The organism is Streptomyces sp. 378 (assembly GCF_030124145.1).
Lineage (GTDB): Bacteria > Actinomycetota > Actinomycetes > Streptomycetales > Streptomycetaceae > Streptomyces.
In genome coordinates, this window is the sequence record NZ_JASKMS010000001.1 from 499,340 (window position 1) to 516,587 (window position 17,248).

Annotated in this window: 14 protein-coding genes and 2 pseudogenes; 10 read left to right on the forward strand and 6 right to left on the reverse strand. The window is 72.8% G+C overall.

Annotation, left to right across the window (positions count from 1 at the left end; all coding sequences use genetic code 11):
• Positions 1-27 precede the first annotated feature (27 nt).
• A complete protein-coding gene (locus QNO09_RS02330) occupies positions 28-1,089 on the reverse strand; it encodes a hypothetical protein (RefSeq protein ID WP_283968299.1) in 1,062 nt (353 codons plus the stop codon).
• Positions 1,090-1,154: 65 nt separating this feature from the next.
• Positions 1,155-2,246, reverse strand: a complete 1,092-nt coding sequence (locus QNO09_RS02335; protein ID WP_283968410.1) for a PP2C family protein-serine/threonine phosphatase — start codon at positions 2,244-2,246, stop codon at positions 1,155-1,157.
• A gap of 276 nt (positions 2,247-2,522) precedes the next feature.
• On the opposite strand from QNO09_RS02335, the gene QNO09_RS02340 reads away from it, so the two are divergent.
• Both QNO09_RS02340 and QNO09_RS02345 read left to right on the forward strand, forming a co-directional pair.
• Complete coding sequence (locus tag QNO09_RS02340) at positions 2,523-2,963, forward strand: hypothetical protein (protein WP_283968300.1); 441 nt, start codon at positions 2,523-2,525, stop codon at positions 2,961-2,963.
• Positions 2,964-3,137: 174 nt separating this feature from the next.
• On the forward strand, positions 3,138-4,082 hold the full coding sequence (locus QNO09_RS02345; protein ID WP_283968301.1) for a hypothetical protein: 945 nt from the start codon (positions 3,138-3,140) through the stop codon (positions 4,080-4,082).
• On the opposite strand, the gene QNO09_RS02350 is transcribed toward QNO09_RS02345, so the two are convergent.
• Entirely contained in the window at positions 3,979-5,328 is a 1,350-nt protein-coding gene (locus QNO09_RS02350; RefSeq protein ID WP_283968302.1) for an aminotransferase-like domain-containing protein, read from the reverse strand. The two genes, QNO09_RS02345 and QNO09_RS02350, sit on opposite strands and share 104 nt — an antisense overlap.
• 79 nt (positions 5,329-5,407) lie before the next feature.
• On the opposite strand from QNO09_RS02350, the gene QNO09_RS02355 reads away from it, so the two are divergent.
• Both QNO09_RS02355 and QNO09_RS02360 read left to right on the forward strand, forming a co-directional pair.
• Entirely contained in the window at positions 5,408-6,217 is an 810-nt protein-coding gene (locus QNO09_RS02355) for an alpha/beta fold hydrolase (RefSeq protein ID WP_283968303.1), read from the forward strand.
• Between the two features lie 41 nt (positions 6,218-6,258).
• Positions 6,259-7,260 carry an endonuclease/exonuclease/phosphatase family protein gene (locus QNO09_RS02360; RefSeq protein WP_283968304.1) on the forward strand — a complete coding sequence of 334 codons (1,002 nt, stop codon included), beginning with the start codon at positions 6,259-6,261 and terminating at the stop codon, positions 7,258-7,260.
• A gap of 69 nt (positions 7,261-7,329) precedes the next feature.
• Here the strand turns inward: QNO09_RS02360 and QNO09_RS02365 are convergent.
• Positions 7,330-7,449 (reverse strand): annotated as a pseudogene (locus tag QNO09_RS02365) (snapalysin family zinc-dependent metalloprotease); the annotation flags it as partial.
• 51 nt (positions 7,450-7,500) lie between these two features.
• Positions 7,501-9,594 (reverse strand): PhoX family protein, encoded by a 2,094-nt coding sequence (locus tag QNO09_RS02370; RefSeq protein ID WP_283968305.1) that lies wholly within the window; start codon positions 9,592-9,594, stop codon positions 7,501-7,503.
• 279 nt (positions 9,595-9,873) lie between these two features.
• Between QNO09_RS02370 and QNO09_RS02375 the strand changes: the two genes are divergently transcribed.
• The 4 genes from QNO09_RS02375 (at position 9,874) to QNO09_RS02390 (ending at position 14,594) form a co-directional block, all read left to right on the forward strand.
• Positions 9,874-11,847, forward strand: coding sequence for a VWA domain-containing protein (locus QNO09_RS02375; protein ID WP_283968306.1), 1,974 nt, complete (start codon positions 9,874-9,876; stop codon positions 11,845-11,847).
• A 169-nt stretch (positions 11,848-12,016) separates the two neighbouring features.
• On the forward strand, positions 12,017-13,732 hold the full coding sequence (gene metG, locus QNO09_RS02380; protein ID WP_283968307.1) for a methionine--tRNA ligase: 1,716 nt from the start codon (positions 12,017-12,019) through the stop codon (positions 13,730-13,732).
• Between the two features lie 166 nt (positions 13,733-13,898).
• The gene (locus QNO09_RS02385; RefSeq protein ID WP_030846758.1) at positions 13,899-14,264 is read left to right on the forward strand and encodes a PH domain-containing protein; all 366 of its coding nucleotides are present in this window, start codon (positions 13,899-13,901) and stop codon (positions 14,262-14,264) included.
• A gap of 186 nt (positions 14,265-14,450) precedes the next feature.
• Positions 14,451-14,594: a hypothetical protein gene (locus tag QNO09_RS02390; protein ID WP_283968308.1), complete on the forward strand. Its 144-nt coding sequence runs from the start codon at positions 14,451-14,453 to the stop codon at positions 14,592-14,594.
• Positions 14,595-15,088: 494 nt separating this feature from the next.
• Here QNO09_RS02390 and QNO09_RS02395 read toward each other — a convergent pair.
• Positions 15,089-15,462, reverse strand: a pseudogene (locus QNO09_RS02395) (helix-turn-helix domain-containing protein); the annotation flags it as partial.
• A 156-nt stretch (positions 15,463-15,618) separates the two neighbouring features.
• Between QNO09_RS02395 and QNO09_RS02400 the strand changes: the two are divergent.
• Both QNO09_RS02400 and QNO09_RS02405 read left to right on the forward strand, forming a co-directional pair.
• On the forward strand, positions 15,619-16,164 hold the full coding sequence (locus tag QNO09_RS02400; protein WP_283968309.1) for an ATP-binding protein: 546 nt from the start codon (positions 15,619-15,621) through the stop codon (positions 16,162-16,164).
• Positions 16,165-16,313: 149 nt separating this feature from the next.
• Positions 16,314-17,222, forward strand: coding sequence for a helix-turn-helix domain-containing protein (locus QNO09_RS02405; protein ID WP_283968411.1), 909 nt, complete (start codon positions 16,314-16,316; stop codon positions 17,220-17,222).
• Positions 17,223-17,248 lie beyond the last annotated feature (26 nt).

The following is a 17,248-nucleotide window of genomic DNA, read 5'->3' on the forward strand; positions in this document are numbered from 1 at the left end:
CGGCCCACGGCACCGTTCCCCCGTGGCTCAGCCCTGGATCTGCAACTGCCTGAGCTGCCGCTGCACATGGTCCAGCGCCCCTTCGCGCCGCCCGGGCACCCTGCCGCGCAACGCGGCGAGCGCTGCGCCCAGTTCGCGGGCGGGGACGGTGTCGCGGACCTGGCCCCACTGGTGGTGCGCCCGGTCCACGGCGGCCTCGACGGCGGGGGCGTCCGGCGCCTGCCCGGCGTTCAGGCGGGCGGTGGCGATCGACAGCCAGGTGTGGCAGCTGCGGGCGGCGTCCCCGGCGAACATCGCCAGGTCGGCGCGTACTTCGGCCCAGTGCAGGGCCTCTTCGGAGGCGGGCCCGTGCGCGGCGACGGCGGCCTGCTCATGCCGGGCGGCCAGCGCGTCGGCGTCCAAGTGACGGCCGGACTGCACGGCGGCGGTGATGACGGCGTGCGGATCACCGGCCGAGGGGCCCGGCGTACTGAGCACGATGTCCGTGCCCGCGCTCTCCGGCGCGATCCGGGTCAGCGCCTGCTGGTGCAACTGCTCGGTCGGCGGCCGGAACCCGCTGCGCAGGATCGTCGCGACGGCCTTCATGTACGTCGGCTGCGCGACCGTGCGCCGGGAGGGCGGTGGGGCGATGCGACCGTGAACGGCGTTGCCGCGGCCCGAGTCCAGCGGGGTGCCGCGCAGCAGCTCCCAGGTCTCGGCGTCGGCGTGCAGGTCGAGCAGGAGGGTCGTGGCGCCGGCCGGCCGCAGCCGCAGTTCCTCCCGGAACCAGTGCCAGGGGAACGCCGTGTAGCGGGCGGTGGAGGCGGTGGTGCGGGCCAGCGCGAGGTGGGGCAGGCGCTGCCGGCGGTCGAGCTGGAGCTGGCCGGTGACGTACACGGTGAGGGGGCCGGGGGCCGCTGCGGCGGCGCGCAGGCGGGTGAGGACGGCCTGCGGCTCCAGCGGGTCGGCGAGTTCGACGACATTCGCGGTGTCGGTGCCGGACAGCACTGCGGGCGCCACGGCGGCGAGAACGGGGAGCACCGAGGCGGCGTCCACCATGCGCCCCTTGCCCACCGGCGAGGCCGCCAGCAGCAGCACGGTTCCGGGCATCGCCCCACCCCCTGTGTCGATCACGTACGTCAGCACCGTAACGGCTTCGGCCGTACAGGGGGGTCTCAGGGCCGCGAACGTCCGCCTTCGGGGGCTTCGCACCGGGCTCTCCTGCGGACGGCGAACACCGTGGTGTCGTCGACGAGGTGCCCGCCGCCGTGCCGCAGGGTGCCGTCCCTGACGAAGGCCGCCAGGCGGGCCGGTTCGGCGGTGCCCGGGTCCTCGGCGACCGCCCGGGCCAGCTCGTCGGCGAGCGGGTAGAACGCCCCGGTGCCGTCCCGGGTCTCCGTCACCCCGTCCGTCACCAGCAGCAGCGTCTCGTCACCGCTGATTCGCCACCGCCGGATCTCCGGCGGCCCGGGTGCGAGGCCCCGGAAGCCGAGCGGCAGCCCCGCCCCGGCCGACAGGGTGCGCACCCCTCCCCGCCCGACGGCGAGCGGCGGTTCGTGCCCGAACAGCAGGACGTCCACCGCCTCCTGGTCGTCGTCGGGGAAGGCGAGCAGGACGGCCGTGGCGAACCGGTCGCCGTCCGAGCGGCCGAGGGCGACGGTGTGCCCGCGATGCCGGGTCATCCGTGTCTCCAGCCGCTCGGCGACCGTCGCCAGGTCCGCCTCGTGGTACGCGGCCTCGCGGAACGTGCCGAGCAGCGCGGCAGCCGCCTCCACCGCGCCCAGGCCCTTGCCCTGCACGTCGCCGACCAGGACGCGGGTGCCGTGCGGGCCGGGCTGGATGTCGTAGAAGTCGCCGCCGACCCGGGCGTGGGCGTCGGCGGTGAGGTAGACACCGGCGTGGTCGAGGCCGCCCCAGCCGTCGGGCAGCGGGCGCAGTACCGTGCGGCGGATGGTGTCGGTGACGTCGCCCATGTGCAGGGCGCGGCGCTCGTCGCGCACGCGGATCGCGCAGGCCAGGGTGGCGAGGATGCCGCCGAGGGCGACGAGGACGAAGTCGGCCCGCCCGGCCCGGTATTCGTGCGGCCAGGCGCTGTCGGCGACGACGTACGTCACCAGGGAGAGGACCGCGAGCAGGGCCGTGCCCCGCACCCCGCAGATCGAGGCGGCGATGGCCGGTACCAGCACGATCCAGGAGATCATCCGGAACTCGCCGATGGTGTGGTAGTCGGCCACCGCGATGGCGACGAGGAGGAGCAGCGGCGGCATCCAGGCCACGCTGCGGCCCCGCACCCGCAGCAGCTCCTGCCGCCGCACGGCCGCCGGGCCCCCGGCCCGGGCGTACCGGACGAGCGGGCCGTGCCCCCTGCGGTGGCGGCTCACCGCCCCAGCGAAACACGGGGCGGGACCGGCCGCATCCCGCTCCGCGCGCGGAACGGGATGCGGCGACTGCCGGGGGCCTCCGGCCGGGGCTCCGCCGACTTGCCAGGGGTCCCCGGCCGGTGTGCCCTGGATCCAGGGGCAGGGACAGAGAGGAGAGCTGTCATGGCTCATGCGGCACCCGCCTCACGCACGCTGACCACGCCTCGGCGCAGGCCCGATGTCTTCAGTGCGCGCACCCACGCCGCCGCGAGGGTGGCGCTGCCCGTCGTCCTCGGGTTGGTCTACGGCTTCTGGGCCGCGGCCAACCAGCGCCACGGCGGGCCCGTCACGGGCTGGAACCTGCTGTTCGGCTTCGTCACGGCGCTCGTGTTCGCCGTGGCCTTCGCCGCCGTGTGGCAGCTGTCCCCGCGGCTGCCCCGCGAACTGCACGCGCTGAGCTGGTTCGTCCTGACAGGCTGTGCGGTCGGCTTCCTCTACAGCCAGACCGGTGCGTCCGTGTTCAGCTCCAGCGGCCTGGGGCTGCTGGTGGGGGCGGGCGTCATGGCGATGGTGTTCTACCGCTTCTACACGCACGAGGACGCCGCGGGCCGGCGCCTCGACTGAGGTGTGCGGGACCCCCGTTCGGAGCAGCCCTCCGTCGGACCGGGGAGGCGTCGCTCTTCGCAGGTGGGGAGGCCGTTCGACGCGGCGGGCGGGCCGCCGGACGCCGGCGCACCGCTCGCGGACGGGGGCCGGGGCACCTTGCCTGGAAGGGTGTCCCGGCGCAACCGGGCGCCCGTGTCCGAGAAGGCGCCCCCACGATCACGGAACGTCCTGTCGGCCGTTCTGCTCGTCCTGGCGTGCCTGCTCCTGCCCTTCGGCGCGCTCGCGTCCTGGGCCGCCCGCGGACTGACCGACACCGGCCGCTACGTCCGGACGATGGCGCCGCTCGCCACCGACCCGGACGTGCGGCGGGCGGTCGCGGACGCCGTCGGGGACGGCGTGATGCGGGAGGCCGGGCACAAGCTCGACACCGGTCCGCTGCGCGGGGCGGTCGGACCCTTCGTGCACGACGCGGCGCGCTCCTTCACCCGCACCGAGGCCTATCGCGCGGCCTGGGACGCGTCGAACCTGGCCGTGCACGACGCGGTGCTGCGCGCCCTGCGCGACGACGGCGCCCACGGCGCCCCGGTCACCGTCGACCCCGCCCCCGTCATCGCCCGGATCAAACAGCGACTCGCCGACGACCACGTGTCGTTCGCCCACCGCATCCCGGTCACGCACACGCGGATCCCGGTGCTCACGGCCGCGGACGTGGACCGACTGCGCAAGGGGTACCACGTGCTGGACACCGCCGCCTTCTGGCTGCCGCTCGCCACCGCCGTCCTCGCGGTCGCCGGGATCGCCGTCGCCGCGTGCCGCCGCCGCGCGGTCACCGCCCTCGGACTGGGTACGGCCCTGGGCGGGGCGCTGCTGGCCCTCGCCGTCGCGATCGGCCGCCGCCTCACCCTCGCCGACCTGCCCGACGCGCCGCACCGTCCCGCCGCGGGCGCGGTCTACGACGCCCTCACCTCCACCCTGCGCGGGGTGTCGTGGCTGCTGTGCGTGCTGGGCCTGACCGTGGCGGCCGTCGCCTGGGTCACGGGCCGGTACGCTCCCCGGCTCGCCGCGCGGCGACCCGCGCGAGTGTCCGCAGCGCCCGTCGCAGATCCGGCTCCGGAGCCGACCCGAGCCCGATCCTGACGGCGTCGGGCGTGTGCCCGGGGGCGACGGCGAAGTCGGGGCCGGGTGTGACGGCGATGCCGTGCGCCGCGGCGGCGGCCGTGAAGGTGTCGGCGCGCCACGGGGCGGGCAGCTCCCACCAGGCGAAGTAGGCCCCCGGGTCGGACCGTACGGCGAAGCCGGCGAGTTCCTCGGCGAGGATCCGCTGCCGCCGTGCCGCGTCCGCCCGCTTGGCCTCCACCAGCCGCGCCACCGTCCCCTCCCCGGCCCACCGCACCGCCGCCTCCAGCGCGAACCGCCCCGCGCTCCAGCCGCCCGACCGCACGGCGCCCGCCACGGCGGCGACCCGGTGCGGCGGCACCACGAGGAACCCGACGGTGAGCCCCGGGGCGACCCGCTTGGAGAGCCCGTCGACGACGTGGGTGAGGGCCGGGGCATGCGCGGCGAAGGGATCGCCCGGCTCCCGGAGGAAGGACCAGATGCGGTCCTCCACCACGGGCAGGTCCAGGTCGTGCACCAGCTGGGCGAGGTGCAGCAGCCGCGGCCGGCCGGTCGTGAGGGACGTCGGGTTGTGCAGCGTCGGCTGCACGTAGAGGGCGGACAGCGGCGCCGTGCGGTGCGCCGCGGCGACGGCCTCCGGGAGCAGTCCGGCCGCGTCTCCGGCCAGCGGCACCAGCCTGATGCCGAGCCGCGCCGCGATCTCCTTGACCAGCGGATACGTCAACTGCTCCACCCCGACCCGGCCGCCGGGCCGGACCAGCGAGGCGAGGACGGCGGCGATGGCCTGCCGGGCGTTGCCGGTGAACAGCAGCCGCTCGGGGGCGGGGCGCCAGCCGGGAGTGGTGAGCAGCGCCGCCGCGGCCTCCCGCGCGGCCTCGGTGCCGGTGGCGGCGGCCGGTAACAGCGCCTCCGCCAGCACGTCGGGGCGCAACAGCGGGGCGAGCACGGGGGCGAGAAGCTCCGCCTGGCCCGGGGCGGAGGGGTAGTTGAGCTCCAGGTTGACGTGCGCGGCGCCCGGAGCGGCCTCGGTGAGCGTCCGCCCCGCCCGGCCCACCGCCGGGGCGGCCCGTACGAAGGTCCCCCGCCCGACCTCCCCGACGACCAGCCCGCGCCGCACCAGTTCGCCGTAGACCCGCCCCGCCGTGGACGGGGCGACGCCCCGGCGGCGTGCGAACGCCCGTTGGGTCGGCAGCCGTTGGCCCGGCCGCAGCCGTCCGGTGGCGATGTCGTCGGCGATGCGGTCGGCGATACGCCGGTAGTCACTCATCGGCCGGTCTCCCCCCTGGATTGCACCGAGAGCAAAGATCTTATTGCACCGAGTAGTTGGGCGGCCTAGGGTCGACGCCATGGCACCCTTCCTCGCATACGAGGACAAAGGCTCCGATACCCATCGGGTACCCCTGGTCCTCGTCCACGGCCACCCCTTCGACCACACGATGTGGGCCCCCCAGCTCGACAGGTTCCCGGGTACCCGCCGCGTCATCGCCCCCGACCTGCGCGGCTACGGCGCCTCCCCGACGACCCCGGCCGTCCCGGACTTCTCCGCGTTCGCCCGGGACATCGAGGCCCTGCTGGACGAGCTGGAAGTCGAGTCGTTCGTCCTCGCGGGCCTGTCGATGGGCGGCCAGATCGTCATGGACTGCTACCGCCTGTTCCCCGAGCGGGTCCGCGGCCTGGTCCTCGCGGACACCTTCCCGTCGCCGGAGACCCCCGAGGGCGTGCGCACCCGGGACGCGGCGGCGGACCGCCTCCTCGCGGAGGGCATGCGCGGCTACGCCGACGAGGTCCTGGAGCGGATGGTCGCCCCGTACGCGTCCGCCGAGGTCAAGGCGCACGTCCACGGCATGATGACCGCCACCGTCCCCGAGGGTGCCGCCGCGGCCCTGCGCGCCCGGGCCCGCCGCCCCGGCTACGACACCCTGCTGACCCGCGTCACCGTCCCGGCCCTGGTCGTCGTGGGAGCCGACGACACCTTCACGCCGGTCTCCGACGCCCGGGCCATGCACGCGGCCCTCCCCGACGCGGAACTGCACGTCATCGAGGGCGCGGCCCACATGCCGAACCTGGAACGCCCCGAGGTGTTCGACCAGGCGCTGGAGGCGTTCCTGGCCCGGGTCGACGCCCGGCAACCCTCCACCGCCCCAGCCCGTCTTTGAGGGAGGATGCGGGAAACCCACCCCGAACGGAAGGCCGGGCCTTGGACACCGCCGCTGCCGAGTGGACCGCCAGGGACGACGGGCGCGAGCACCGTCCGCCCCGACGGCGGCTCGGCGCCTGGTGCGCCGGCCTGCTGTTCACCTGCGTGAGCGTGGTCGTCGGTTTCCGCGCCGCCGACAGCGACGGCATCACCCCCGTCCCGCAGCTCCTCGCCTTCCTCCCCTGGCTGCTCGTGCCCACCGCCGCGGGACTGCTGCTCACCCTGTTGTCCCGCCGGTGGCTCGGCACCCTCTGGGGAGTGGTCCTGCTCGGCCTGCTGGCCTGGTACATCGAGCCGTACGGCAAGGTCGGCGATCCCGTGGGCCGTCCGGTCGCCGAACTGCGGGTGCTGACCTCCAACGTCGAGTTCGGCCAGGGCACCGCCTCCCTCGTCACCGCCGTCCGGCGCGAGAAACCGGACGTGGTCTTCGTCCAGGAGTGCGACCCCGCGTGCGACGCCCTGCTCCAGCGGGACCTCGCCCAGGACTTCCCGCACCGCCGGGCCGTGGAGGGTGGCGGCTCCGAGGGCTCCGTCATCCTCAGCCGCTTCCCGCTCCGGCCCACCGAGGGCGTGCGCGGCACGATGGGCATGCCCGGGGCGGTCGCCGACGTCGACGGGCACGCCGTACGCCTCCAGCTCGCCCACCCCATGCCCCCGCTGCCCGGCCAGGTGGACGTCTGGCGCCGGGAGCTCGGCGCCCTGCGCGACGCGGCCGCCGCCGACCCCGGCACCCCCCTCGTCCTGGCCGGCGACTTCAACGCCACCCAGGACCACGCGGCCTTCCGCCGCATCCTCGACACCGGCCTGCGCGACGCCTCCCGCCTGGACGGCGCCGACCGCACGGCCACCTGGCCGGCCCTCACGGCCCCCACGTTCGGCGCGCAGATCGACCACGTCCTGGTGTCGGAGGACTTCGGGGCGAGCCGTACCCGCGTCCTGGACCTGTCCGACACCGACCACCGCGCGGTCGTCACCGACCTCACGCTGCACGAGGGCCGCTGACCCGGGTCCGGTGCGCGCACACGGACACGGCCGCCCCGCGCAGCGGGACGGCCGTATCGGCATGGGGTCTCAACGGGCGGACTTCTCCAGGGCCTTGTTCATCGCCGCCGCCGGACCGTCGGTCCACAGCCGGTTGACGCGGGACCGCTCGGTCGCGTCCGGGACGGCGCCGGTGCAGGACGCGCCGGGGCCGCAGTGCGCGTCGCTGCCCGTCGACCGGCCTGCCGGTGACGACCCGGCTCAGACGCCGATGTCACACCCGTCGGCACGCCACACGGCCACGACGGCCGGACGGACGTAGGTCCCCGGTCCGTCGGGCCAGGTGCTGGCGGGCTCCTCCACGGACGCGCCGTCGACCTCGCCCGGGTGCTGCACGGCCACCAGGACGCGTCGGTCCTGGATGATCGGGCCGCACGTCTCGGCGCCCTTCGGCACGGTCAGGAACTGCTTGAGCTCACCGCGCCGCTCACCCCGGGTCGCCACACCGAACAGGCCGTCGTGCGAGCCGAGCGCGGAACCGTCGGTGGAGATCCACAGGTTGCCGTAGGGGTCGAAGGCCACGTTGTCCGGGCAGGAGATGGCGCTCACGCCGTCCTTCGGGAAGCCCGCGAAGTACGTCGCCGGGTCCTCCGGGTCACCGGCGACGAGGAACAGCGACCAGGCGAACCTCGTGCTCTCCGGCCGGTTCCACCGCTCGGTCAGCTCCAGCACGTGGCCGTGCTTGTTGGCGTTGCGCGGGTTGGCCTCGTCCGCCTTGGCGTTGGCGCCGACACCACGGGCGGAGTTGTTGGTCAGGGCGACGTACACCTTGCCGGTCACCGGGTTGGGCTCGATGTCCTCGGGCCGGTCCATCTTGGTGGCGCCCACCTTGTCACCGGCGAGCCGCGTGAAGACGAACACCTCCTCGGCGCTCATCCCCGGCACGTGCGAGACGGCGCCCTTCGCGGTCGCGGTGGCCAGCGGAATCCACTCGCCGCTGCCGTCGAACTCGCCGTCGCCCGGCAGCTTGCCCGTGCCGTCGATCTCGATGGCGGGCGAGTCCCCGGTGAGCTTGGCGACGTACAGCGTGCCCTCGGAGAGCAGGGAGAGGTTGTGCTCGCGCACGGCACGCGAAGACCCGTGCCGCATCCGCTTGCTGCCGACGAACTTGTAGAAGTAGTCGAACCGCTCGTCGTCACCGGAGTACACGACCGGCCGGCCGTCGTGCGTCAGCCGCACGGTCGCGGCCTCGTGCTTGAACCGCCCGAGAGCGGTGTGCTTGCGCGGCGTCGACGTGGGGTCGTACGGGTCGAACTCGACGACATACCCGAACCGGTGCACCTCGTTCGGCTCCTGCGCGACGTCGAACCGCTTGTCGAACCTCTCCCACTTGCGCTCGGTGGCGCCGGTGCCGATCCCGTACCGCTTGTCGGTCGCCCGGCTGCTGTTGGCGAAGTACTGGTTGAAGTTCTCCTCGCCGTGCAGGGTCGTGCCCCACGGGGTGACACCGCCCGAGCAGTTGTTGAGGGTGCCGAGCACCTTGGTGCCGGTCGGGTCGGCGGAGGTCTTCACGAGGTCGGACCCGGCGGCGGGCCCGGTGAGCCGGAACTCGGTGGTGGCGGTGACCCGCCGGTTCAGCCGATGCCGGGAGACGGCGGTGAGCTTCCCGCTCCTGCGGTCCTCCTCCACCACGACCGCCGACAGGCCGTGCGCCGCCCAGGCGATCTCGGCCTGCTCACGGGTGGGGTTGGCGGAGTCGTACCCGCGGAACATCAGGATCTCGTCGGTGTACTCGTGGTTGGCGACGAGCAGCTGCCTGTTCCGCTCCCCGCGCAGCGGCAGGAGAGCGAGGAAGTCGCAGTTGTACCCGAACTGACCGGCCTGGGCCTTGGCGGTCTGCCGCTCCGGGTCGAAGGCGGGCGCCCCGCGCAGGATGGGCTCGCCCCAGCGGATGACGACATTCTGCCGGTACCCCTCCGGCACGGTCACGGCGTCGGCGGTGTTCGGCGCGACGGGGGCGAAGCGCAACCCGCGCGCACCCTTGTTCTTGCGCCGGGCGGCCACGGAGGCGGCAGCGGAGGCCGGGCCGGCGGCCGGTGCGGCGGCGGCCTGCGGGGCCTGGGCGGCCCCCACGGCACCCGCTCCGGCGGCGGCCACCGTCACCACGGCCGCGGCCCGCATCATCGACCGACGGCTGAGCGCCCCGGCGATCACATCACCGACGTACTCGTTGGAGCTGGTGTTGGGCACCTCATGGAAGCAGGCGTCACCACACCGGAAACGACAGGTCATGGCGGACCGGCCGCCAGGGTGCGAACCGGACGACGTTCCGATCAACGGCAGCAGCTTGCGCACTTTACTCTCCCCATGGATGCCCTAGGTGTCAGCGTGACCGTAGGGGCACATATGTGCGGTAGCCGGGCGCCCTGATGAACACCGAGTGAACCCGTCGCTGCCGTACGGGGGTTGCCGCCCTTCAGCATCGCGACACCCGCACCGGCCGGATGCCCCCTTGACAGGATGGACCTGGCACAACAGACCCTGCCCAAGATCACACAGGAGGGCCGCTAACCTTACGTGTCCGTCCTGGCCAGGGATTGACGGGCTTCAACTCACGCGAAGGGTTGCGCGCACATGGGCATTCTCACTCTCTTGCGGAACGCGTTCGGACGGTCACGCAAGTCACGGACCGCCGAGGCCGAGGGTGCGGCGCGGACGACGACCGCCGGTGAGACCAGCGGGACCGACGGCGGGACCGCCGAGCACACCGGCCGCGACACCCTCGCATCCGCCGAACGGACACCGGCCGCGGCCCCCTCCGCGGACCCGAAGGTTCCGTCCCCCTCCCCGGAGCCGAAGCCCGCACCGACGGCGAGCGTCCCCGAACCCCGCACGTCGTCCTCCGACCACCACGACCTGGTGTCGGCGGCCTTCGACCATGTGACGGTCCCCCGGCCCGCACGGTCGGCGGAGGAGGAGCCGGCGGTGAAGCCGCCGTCCGCCGAGGAGACGGCTGTCGATGAGACGGCTGTCGATGACCGACCGGCAGCGGCTGAGGAGCGGAAGACGCCGGAGGAGCCGGGGAGGGCTGCCGAGTCGGCTGGGGCTGCTGAGTCAGCTGGGGCTGCTGAGTCGGCTGAGCCGACGGGGGCTTCGAAGCGGGCTGTAGCGGAGAAGGCGACCGAGGCGGCGGAACCGGCTGTAGCGGAGGAGCCGGGCGAGGCCGAGGCGACTCCGGCGGAGAAGCCGGTGGAGGCGGAGGCCGCTCCGACAGAGGAGCCGGTCAAGACGGAGGCCGCACCGGCGGAAGAGGCGCAGTCGGAGCCCACCGCGACGACCGACGCGAAGGCATCGGCAGAGGCGGACGCGCCTGCGGACACGACGGACGCGGAAGCAGACGTCGAGGCGAAGGCGGAGGCCGAGCCCGAGCCGAAGCCCGAGCCCACCCCGGCGGAGCCGGAGGCTGCGGAACCGGCAACCTCGGAGGCCGCCGCCCCGAAGGCTGATTCGAAGCCCGAGACGGAGTCGAAGCCCGAGGCGGGACCGGCGCCCGAAGCCGAGGTCGAGGTCGAGGTCGAGCCTACGGCCGACGCGAAGCCGGAGGCCGAAGCCGAGCCCACGGCCGCCCCGGAGCCGAAGGCCGATCCCAGCACCAAGCGGAAGGCCGCGCCGAAGGGCGAGTCCGGCACAGGGACGAAGTCCAAGACGGCCCCCGAGGCCGAAGCCGACGCGGCGCCCGCCGCCAAGGCACCGGCCGAGCCGAAGCCGAAGTCCGAGGCCACGCAGAGGGCAGCCGAGCCGAAGGCCGAAGCCAAGACCACCCCGAAGGCAGCCGAACCGAAGGCCGAGACCAAGGCCAAGACCACCCCGAAGGCAGCCGAACCGAAGGCCGAGGTCGATGCGGCTTCCGAACCCGCGGCCGCCGACGGCGTAGCCGAGGCCGGGCCCGCCCTCCCTCTCACCCGCGTCAAGACCCGCGCCCCGGGCCTCACCACCGCCTACAAGGCCGCCACCGCCACCCTTGAGGCCCACAACCTCACCGGCACCCGGGCCAAGGTCTACCTGGTCCTCGACCGCTCCGCCTCGATGCGCCCGTACTACAAGGACGGCTCCGCCCAGGCCCTCGCCGAGCAGACGCTCGCCCTCGCGGCACACCTCGATCCCGAGGCCACCGTCCCGGTCGTCTTCTTCTCCACCGAACTCGACGGCACCGGCGAAATCACCCTCGCCGAGCACGAGAACAAGATCGACGACCTGCACGCGGGCCTCGGCCGTATGGGCCGCACCAGCTACCACGCGGCGGTCGAAGCCGTCCTCGCCCACCACGACAAGACGGCCGAACCGGCCGCTCCCGCCCTGGTGGTCTTCCAGACCGACGGCGCCCCGGACGCGAAGACCCCCGCCACCCAGGCCCTCACCGAGGCCGCCAGGACCCACCCCGCCGTCTTCTTCTCCTTCGTCGCCTTCGGGGACCCGGAGAACAAGGCCTTCGACTACCTCCGCAAGCTCAAGACCCCGAACACGTCCCACTTCCTCGCCGGCGAAACCCCCCGCGAGCTCACGGACAAGGAGCTCTACGAGGGCGTCCTGGCGAACTGGCGCCCCTGACCCCTCACCCGGGGCTCCGCCCCGGGCCCACCCGGCCCCGACGCCGCCCGCTCCCACCCCGCAAAAGGGGAGGCGGGCGGCGTACCCGTGTCAGCTACGATTTCAAGGTTCGTCGACGACCCCGACCACGAGATCGTCACCCCACGTAGCGACTTGGGAGCAGCCCGCGATGGCTCGACACCTCATCACCAGCGCCCTTCCGTACATCAACGGGATCAAGCACCTGGGCAACATGGTGGGGTCCATGCTCCCGGCGGACGTGTACTCCCGCTATCTGCGCCAGCGGGGCCACGAGGTCCTCTACATCTGCGCGACGGACGAGCACGGCACCCCCGCGGAGCTCGCGGCCAAGGAGCAGGGCGTGCCCGTGGACGCGTTCTGCACCGAGGCGCACCACCAGCAGAAGGCGATCTACGACGGCTTCAACCTGGCCTTCGACTACTTCGGCCGCAGTTCCTCCCCGCAGAACCACGAGATCACGCAGGAGATCGCCCGCGAGCTGAAGGCGAACGGCTTCATCGAGGAGCGTTCGATCCGCCAGGTGTACTCGAACGCCGACGGCCGCTTCCTGCCCGACCGCTACATCATCGGCACCTGTCCGCACTGCGGCTACGACAAGGCCCGCGGCGACCAGTGCGAGAACTGCACGCGCGTCCTGGACCCGACCGACCTGATCGACGCCCGCTCCGCGATCAGCGGCAGCAGCGATCTGGAGGTCCGCGACACCAAGCACCTGTTCCTCCTGCAGTCGGCGCTCGCCGGCGAGGTGGAGGCGTGGGTCGACGAGCGCGCCGACAACTGGCCCGTCCTCGCGTCCTCCATCGCCCGCAAGTGGCTCACGGAGGGCCTGCACGACCGGGCGATCACCCGTGACCTGGACTGGGGCGTCCCCGTCCCCGCCGACACCTGGCCGGACCTCGCCGCCGAGGGCAAGGTCTTCTACGTCTGGTTCGACGCCCCGATCGAGTACATCGGCGCGACGAAGGAGTGGGCGGACCAGGACCCGGAGAACCGTGACTGGCGCTCCTGGTGGTGGGAGTCGGACGCGAACGTCCGCTACACGCAGTTCATGGGCAAGGACAACGTCCCCTTCCACAGCGTGATGTTCCCGGCGACGCTGCTGGGCACCCGCGCCCCGTGGAAGAAGGTCGACGTCATCAAGGCCTTCAACTGGCTGAACTACTACGGCGGCAAGTTCTCCACCTCCCAGCGCCGCGGCGTCTTCACCCACGACGCCCTCGACATCCTGCCGGCCGACTACTGGCGCTACTTCATGATGGCGAACGCCCCCGAGTCGGACGACTCGTCCTTCACGTGGGAGCACTTCACCGCCACGGTGAACAAGGACCTGGCCGACACCCTCGGCAACTTCGTCAACCGTGTCCTGTCCTTCTCCAAGAAGCGCTTCGGCGAAGAGGTCCCGGCAGGCCCCGAGCCCGGCGAGGCGGAGACGAAGCTGGGCGAGGAGATCGCCCGACTGCTCTCGGAGTACGAGTCCCAGATGGAGGCCATCCAGTTCCGCAAGGCGGCGGCCGCGCTGCGTGCCCTGTGGTCGGCGGGCAACTCCTACCTGGAGGAGAAGGCCCCCTGGCTGGAGATCAAGACCAACCCCGAGGGCGCCGCGCTCACCCTGCGTACGGCGATGAACCTGATCCACCTCTACGCCGTGGTCTCCGAGCCGTTCATCCCGACGTCGGCGCAGAAGATGCGTGAGGCGTTCTCCCTGGAGAACGACACGGCGGTCTGGGTCACCCCGGACGAGGCGCGCTCCCTCACCGCCGTCCCCGCCGGGACCCCCTTCACCATCCCGCCGGTCCTGTTCGCCAAGCTCACGGACGAGGACCTGGAGTCGTACAAGGAGCGCTTCGGCGGCGAGCCGGCGTAACCCCGCCCCGCAACCGCTCCGCACCCGCCCCGCGTCCGCCCCTAGGGGAGTCTCCTCCTGGGGGCGGACGCGTTTCCGCGACGACTCGTCCTCAGGCTCATCGCCCCCGGGAACCTCTGTTCATAGGATGACCGAGGTACCCGGCCAACCACATGGGGGATCACCGATGGCACTGTTCGGCAACGCACACACCGTGAACCCGCAATCGGCCCAGCAGGACTACGCCCGTCTCCTCGGCCACGGCGAGCAGGTCCACGCCGCGTTCCTGCTGATCCGCGACACCATCCTCTTCACCGACCGCCGCCTGATCCTGATCGACAAGCAGGGCATCACCGGCAAGAAGGTCGAGTACCACTCGGTCCCCTACCGCAGCATCACCCACTTCGCGGTGGAAACGGCGGGCACCTTCGATCTGGACGCCGAACTGAAGATCTGGATCTCCGGCACCCCGACCCCCATCGAGAAGACCTTCACGAAGGGCGTCGACATCTACGAGGTCCAGGCGATCCTCACCCAGTTCGTGGCGCGCTGAGCGCTTCGGTCGGCCCCGTCAAGTGGGTGGCATAGGCATATCACCGTGGGCGCCTCGACGCCTTCCTGGACGCGGTGCGCTGGGGTGCCATCGCCTCCGCCGACAAGACGGCCCTCCAGGCGCCGTTCCGCTCGGGCGTCGAGATCCGTGACTACCAGCTGGAGCCGGTGGTCCGCGACCCTGTCCATGCCCCGCACGAACCTGCTGATCGCGGACGACGTCGGTCTGGGCAAGACGGTCGGGGCCGGCCTGGTGATGCAGGAGCTGATGCTGCGCCACCGCGCCCGCTCCATGCTGATCGTCTGCCCCGCCGGTCTGACGCTTCAGTGACGGGACGAGATGCGGGACAAGTTCGGCCTGGACTTCCGGATCGTCAACACCAGGATGTTGCGTGACCTGCGCCGATCGGCCGGGCTGTACGCCAACCCGTGGACCCACCACCCGCGCCTGATCGTCTCGATCGACTGGCTGAAGCGGGAGCGCCCGCTGCGGATGCTGCGGGAACTGCTGCCACCCGTGCCGGAGTACCCCCGCGCCTTCGACCTGCTGGTCGTGGACGAGGTGCACACATGCGCACCGTCGGGCACTGGCCAAGGCGAAGGCTCGGGCCGCCGCGCCTACCGCCGGGGCCGACCCGAAGGGCTTCGACGACGGCGCGCTTTTCGCTCAGCCCGACGCACTCTTCTGAGCCGTACGGCAGTGCCCCGCGCCCGGCGCGATCCAGGTGCGGGCACGTCAGTCGAGGTGTCAGCTTTCGGACGCGTACGCCACGAAGTCCTCCCACGCCTCCGGCGCGAGGGCGAGGCGGGGGCTGGCGTCCCGATCTCATACACCCCGATCTCGACCGCCCGCGCCTCCATCTGCGCCAGGTCCCGCACCTTCTTCGGGTACCGAACCTTGGCCACATCCTCCTTCATCGCCGCGAGCAACCCACCCGCCCCCAACACCTCGTCCGCCCTGTCCAGGAACTCAGGCCGAGGAATTCGCTTCCCGCCCTCGATCTTGTAGACGAGGTCCTCGCCGTACCCCACGGCCTTCCCGAAGTCGCCGGCCCGCATCCCACCGCCTCACGCCGCAGCTTCACCTGCCGCCCCACGGTGGCCACGACCGCCACGCCCCACTCGTCGTCCGGGTCGACCTCCCACCCCGGCTCGTCAGCCTCGGTCATCAGCCGCCGAACCTCGCCGTCCACCGACATGCGCGCCCGTCCGTCGTACCGCCTCGTACCAGCCACGCCCTACCCGTACGCACCGCCCCGACAAGCCCGGACACCACCGGACAAGCGCTGGACAATCACCGTACGCAACCGCGACGTCACTGCACACGGTAGGCACTTCCGGCCACGCTGAGTGACGTGAATCGGAAACTCCCCCAACACGACCGCCCCGTCCGCAACTACAGCGTTCTGCTGTCTCCCACACCCCGAGGCGCACGCCTCGCCCGCCTGCTCGCCACGGAACAACTGCGCACCTGGGGGCTGCCCTTGGACCCGGCGCAGCTCCTCGTGGCCGAGCTGGCCAACAACGCGGCGACCCACGGCCGCGTCCCCGGCCGGAACTTCCAGCTCCTGTTCTTCGTGGTCGGCCGGACCCTCCGCATCGAGGTGACGGACACGCGCGGTGACCGGCTTCCGCAGCGCCACCTCGCCGCCCCGTCCGACGAGTGCGGCCGTGGTCTCACCCTCGTGGCCGCCCTGGCCGACCGCTGGGGTGTGGTCCCAGGCCTGCCGCCCCGCAAGACGGTCTGGGCCGAACTCACCTTCACCGCGCCGCAATCACCGGCACTCGACGGCCCACGCCTCGGCCCACCCTGCGCTCCCCATGCACTACCCGCTGGGGAGAAAGCACCCCACCAAGCCCCACCCCTCCCTCCCGCCGGGCAAACTCACTCCCGCGAGTGAATATGCCCAAGTGGGCTGGATTCGGGACCGGTTGCCTGCCCTACGCTCAGCGCCAGCGGCACACCACAACCTCAGACATGCGACGGCCCTCGCCGGGACTGGCATCCCAGTGCGAGGGCCTGACCACCGAGGAAGAAGCGAGCTTCCCGATGGACACCGAAAACCCTAGCGCGCCCGCGCGCGCCCAGTCCCGTATCCCGGGCAAAAACCACCCCGCCGGGCAGCGGATCGCCGGCGTCACCCATGACCACGTCCGCCACACCGAGAACTTCACGGTGATCGGCAACGACCTGACCCAGCACCCGGAGCTGTCCCTGCTCGACATCGGGCTGGCCTGCTACATCCAGTCGGTGCGGCCGGGCACCGCCGTCGACATCAAGACCCTCGCCGCCCGCTTCCCCGAGGGCCCCACCCGCATCGCCGCCGCCCTGCGGGAGCTCGAAGCCCACGGCTACCTGCGCCGCAGCCGCGAGCGCACCCCCACCGGCCGGATCGTCACCCGCACGGTCTCCTGCAACAGGCCCGGCCACCGAACCGCCGCCCGGGAGGCACCCACCCGCAGGTCCGCCGCCCGACGCACAACCCCCGACGAGCCTGCGCCACGCAAGCGCCTCCCCGCCGTACCCCAGCCCTCTTACTCCACCCCCGCCCTCCTCCAGACAGCCGTCGACGTCCTCACCGGCCTCCGCCGCCACGCCCCCCGCCTGCTCCTCTCCACAACCGACGCCGAGCACCTCGCCCCCGGTGTCGCCGCCTGGCTGGAACGCGACCTGACCCCCACCGCCGTACGCCACGCCCTGACGGCGAACCTGCCCGACGAGCCCCTGATCCGCCCGGCCGCTCTCCTCGCCCACCGCCTGACCGCCCAGCTCCCGCCGCCACCGCCGTTCCGGCCACCGGCCTCACCGGCCCCCGAGCCCCGGCACCCCCTCCAGACCTGCGACGGCTGCGACCGCGCCTTCCGGGCGCCTCGGCCGGGCAGATGTCGTGAGTGCAGAGAGGCGGACGACCAAGTGCCGGAAACCTCTGACGGCGGTGTGAACCGCGCGGCACGATGAGCCGTGGCCGCAGAACTCGCCGCCAC

Bases quoted from the DNA above. Each gene is read 5' to 3' on its own strand.
- QNO09_RS02330 (WP_283968299.1), bottom strand. From the start codon at position 1,089: ATGCCCGGAACCGTGCTGCTGCTGGCGGCCTCGCCGGTGGGCAAGGGG.
- QNO09_RS02335 (WP_283968410.1), bottom strand. From the start codon at position 2,246: ATGCCGCCGCTGCTCCTCCTCGTCGCCATCGCGGTGGCCGACTACCAC.
- QNO09_RS02340 (WP_283968300.1), top strand. From the start codon at position 2,523: ATGGCTCATGCGGCACCCGCCTCACGCACGCTGACCACGCCTCGGCGC.
- QNO09_RS02350 (WP_283968302.1), bottom strand. From the start codon at position 5,328: ATGAGTGACTACCGGCGTATCGCCGACCGCATCGCCGACGACATCGCC.
- QNO09_RS02355 (WP_283968303.1), top strand. From the start codon at position 5,408: ATGGCACCCTTCCTCGCATACGAGGACAAAGGCTCCGATACCCATCGG.
- QNO09_RS02375 (WP_283968306.1), top strand. From the start codon at position 9,874: ATGGGCATTCTCACTCTCTTGCGGAACGCGTTCGGACGGTCACGCAAG.
- metG (WP_283968307.1), top strand. From the start codon at position 12,017: ATGGCTCGACACCTCATCACCAGCGCCCTTCCGTACATCAACGGGATC.
- QNO09_RS02385 (WP_030846758.1), top strand. From the start codon at position 13,899: ATGGCACTGTTCGGCAACGCACACACCGTGAACCCGCAATCGGCCCAG.
- QNO09_RS02390 (WP_283968308.1), top strand. From the start codon at position 14,451: ATGCCCCGCACGAACCTGCTGATCGCGGACGACGTCGGTCTGGGCAAG.
- QNO09_RS02405 (WP_283968411.1), top strand. From the start codon at position 16,314: ATGGACACCGAAAACCCTAGCGCGCCCGCGCGCGCCCAGTCCCGTATC.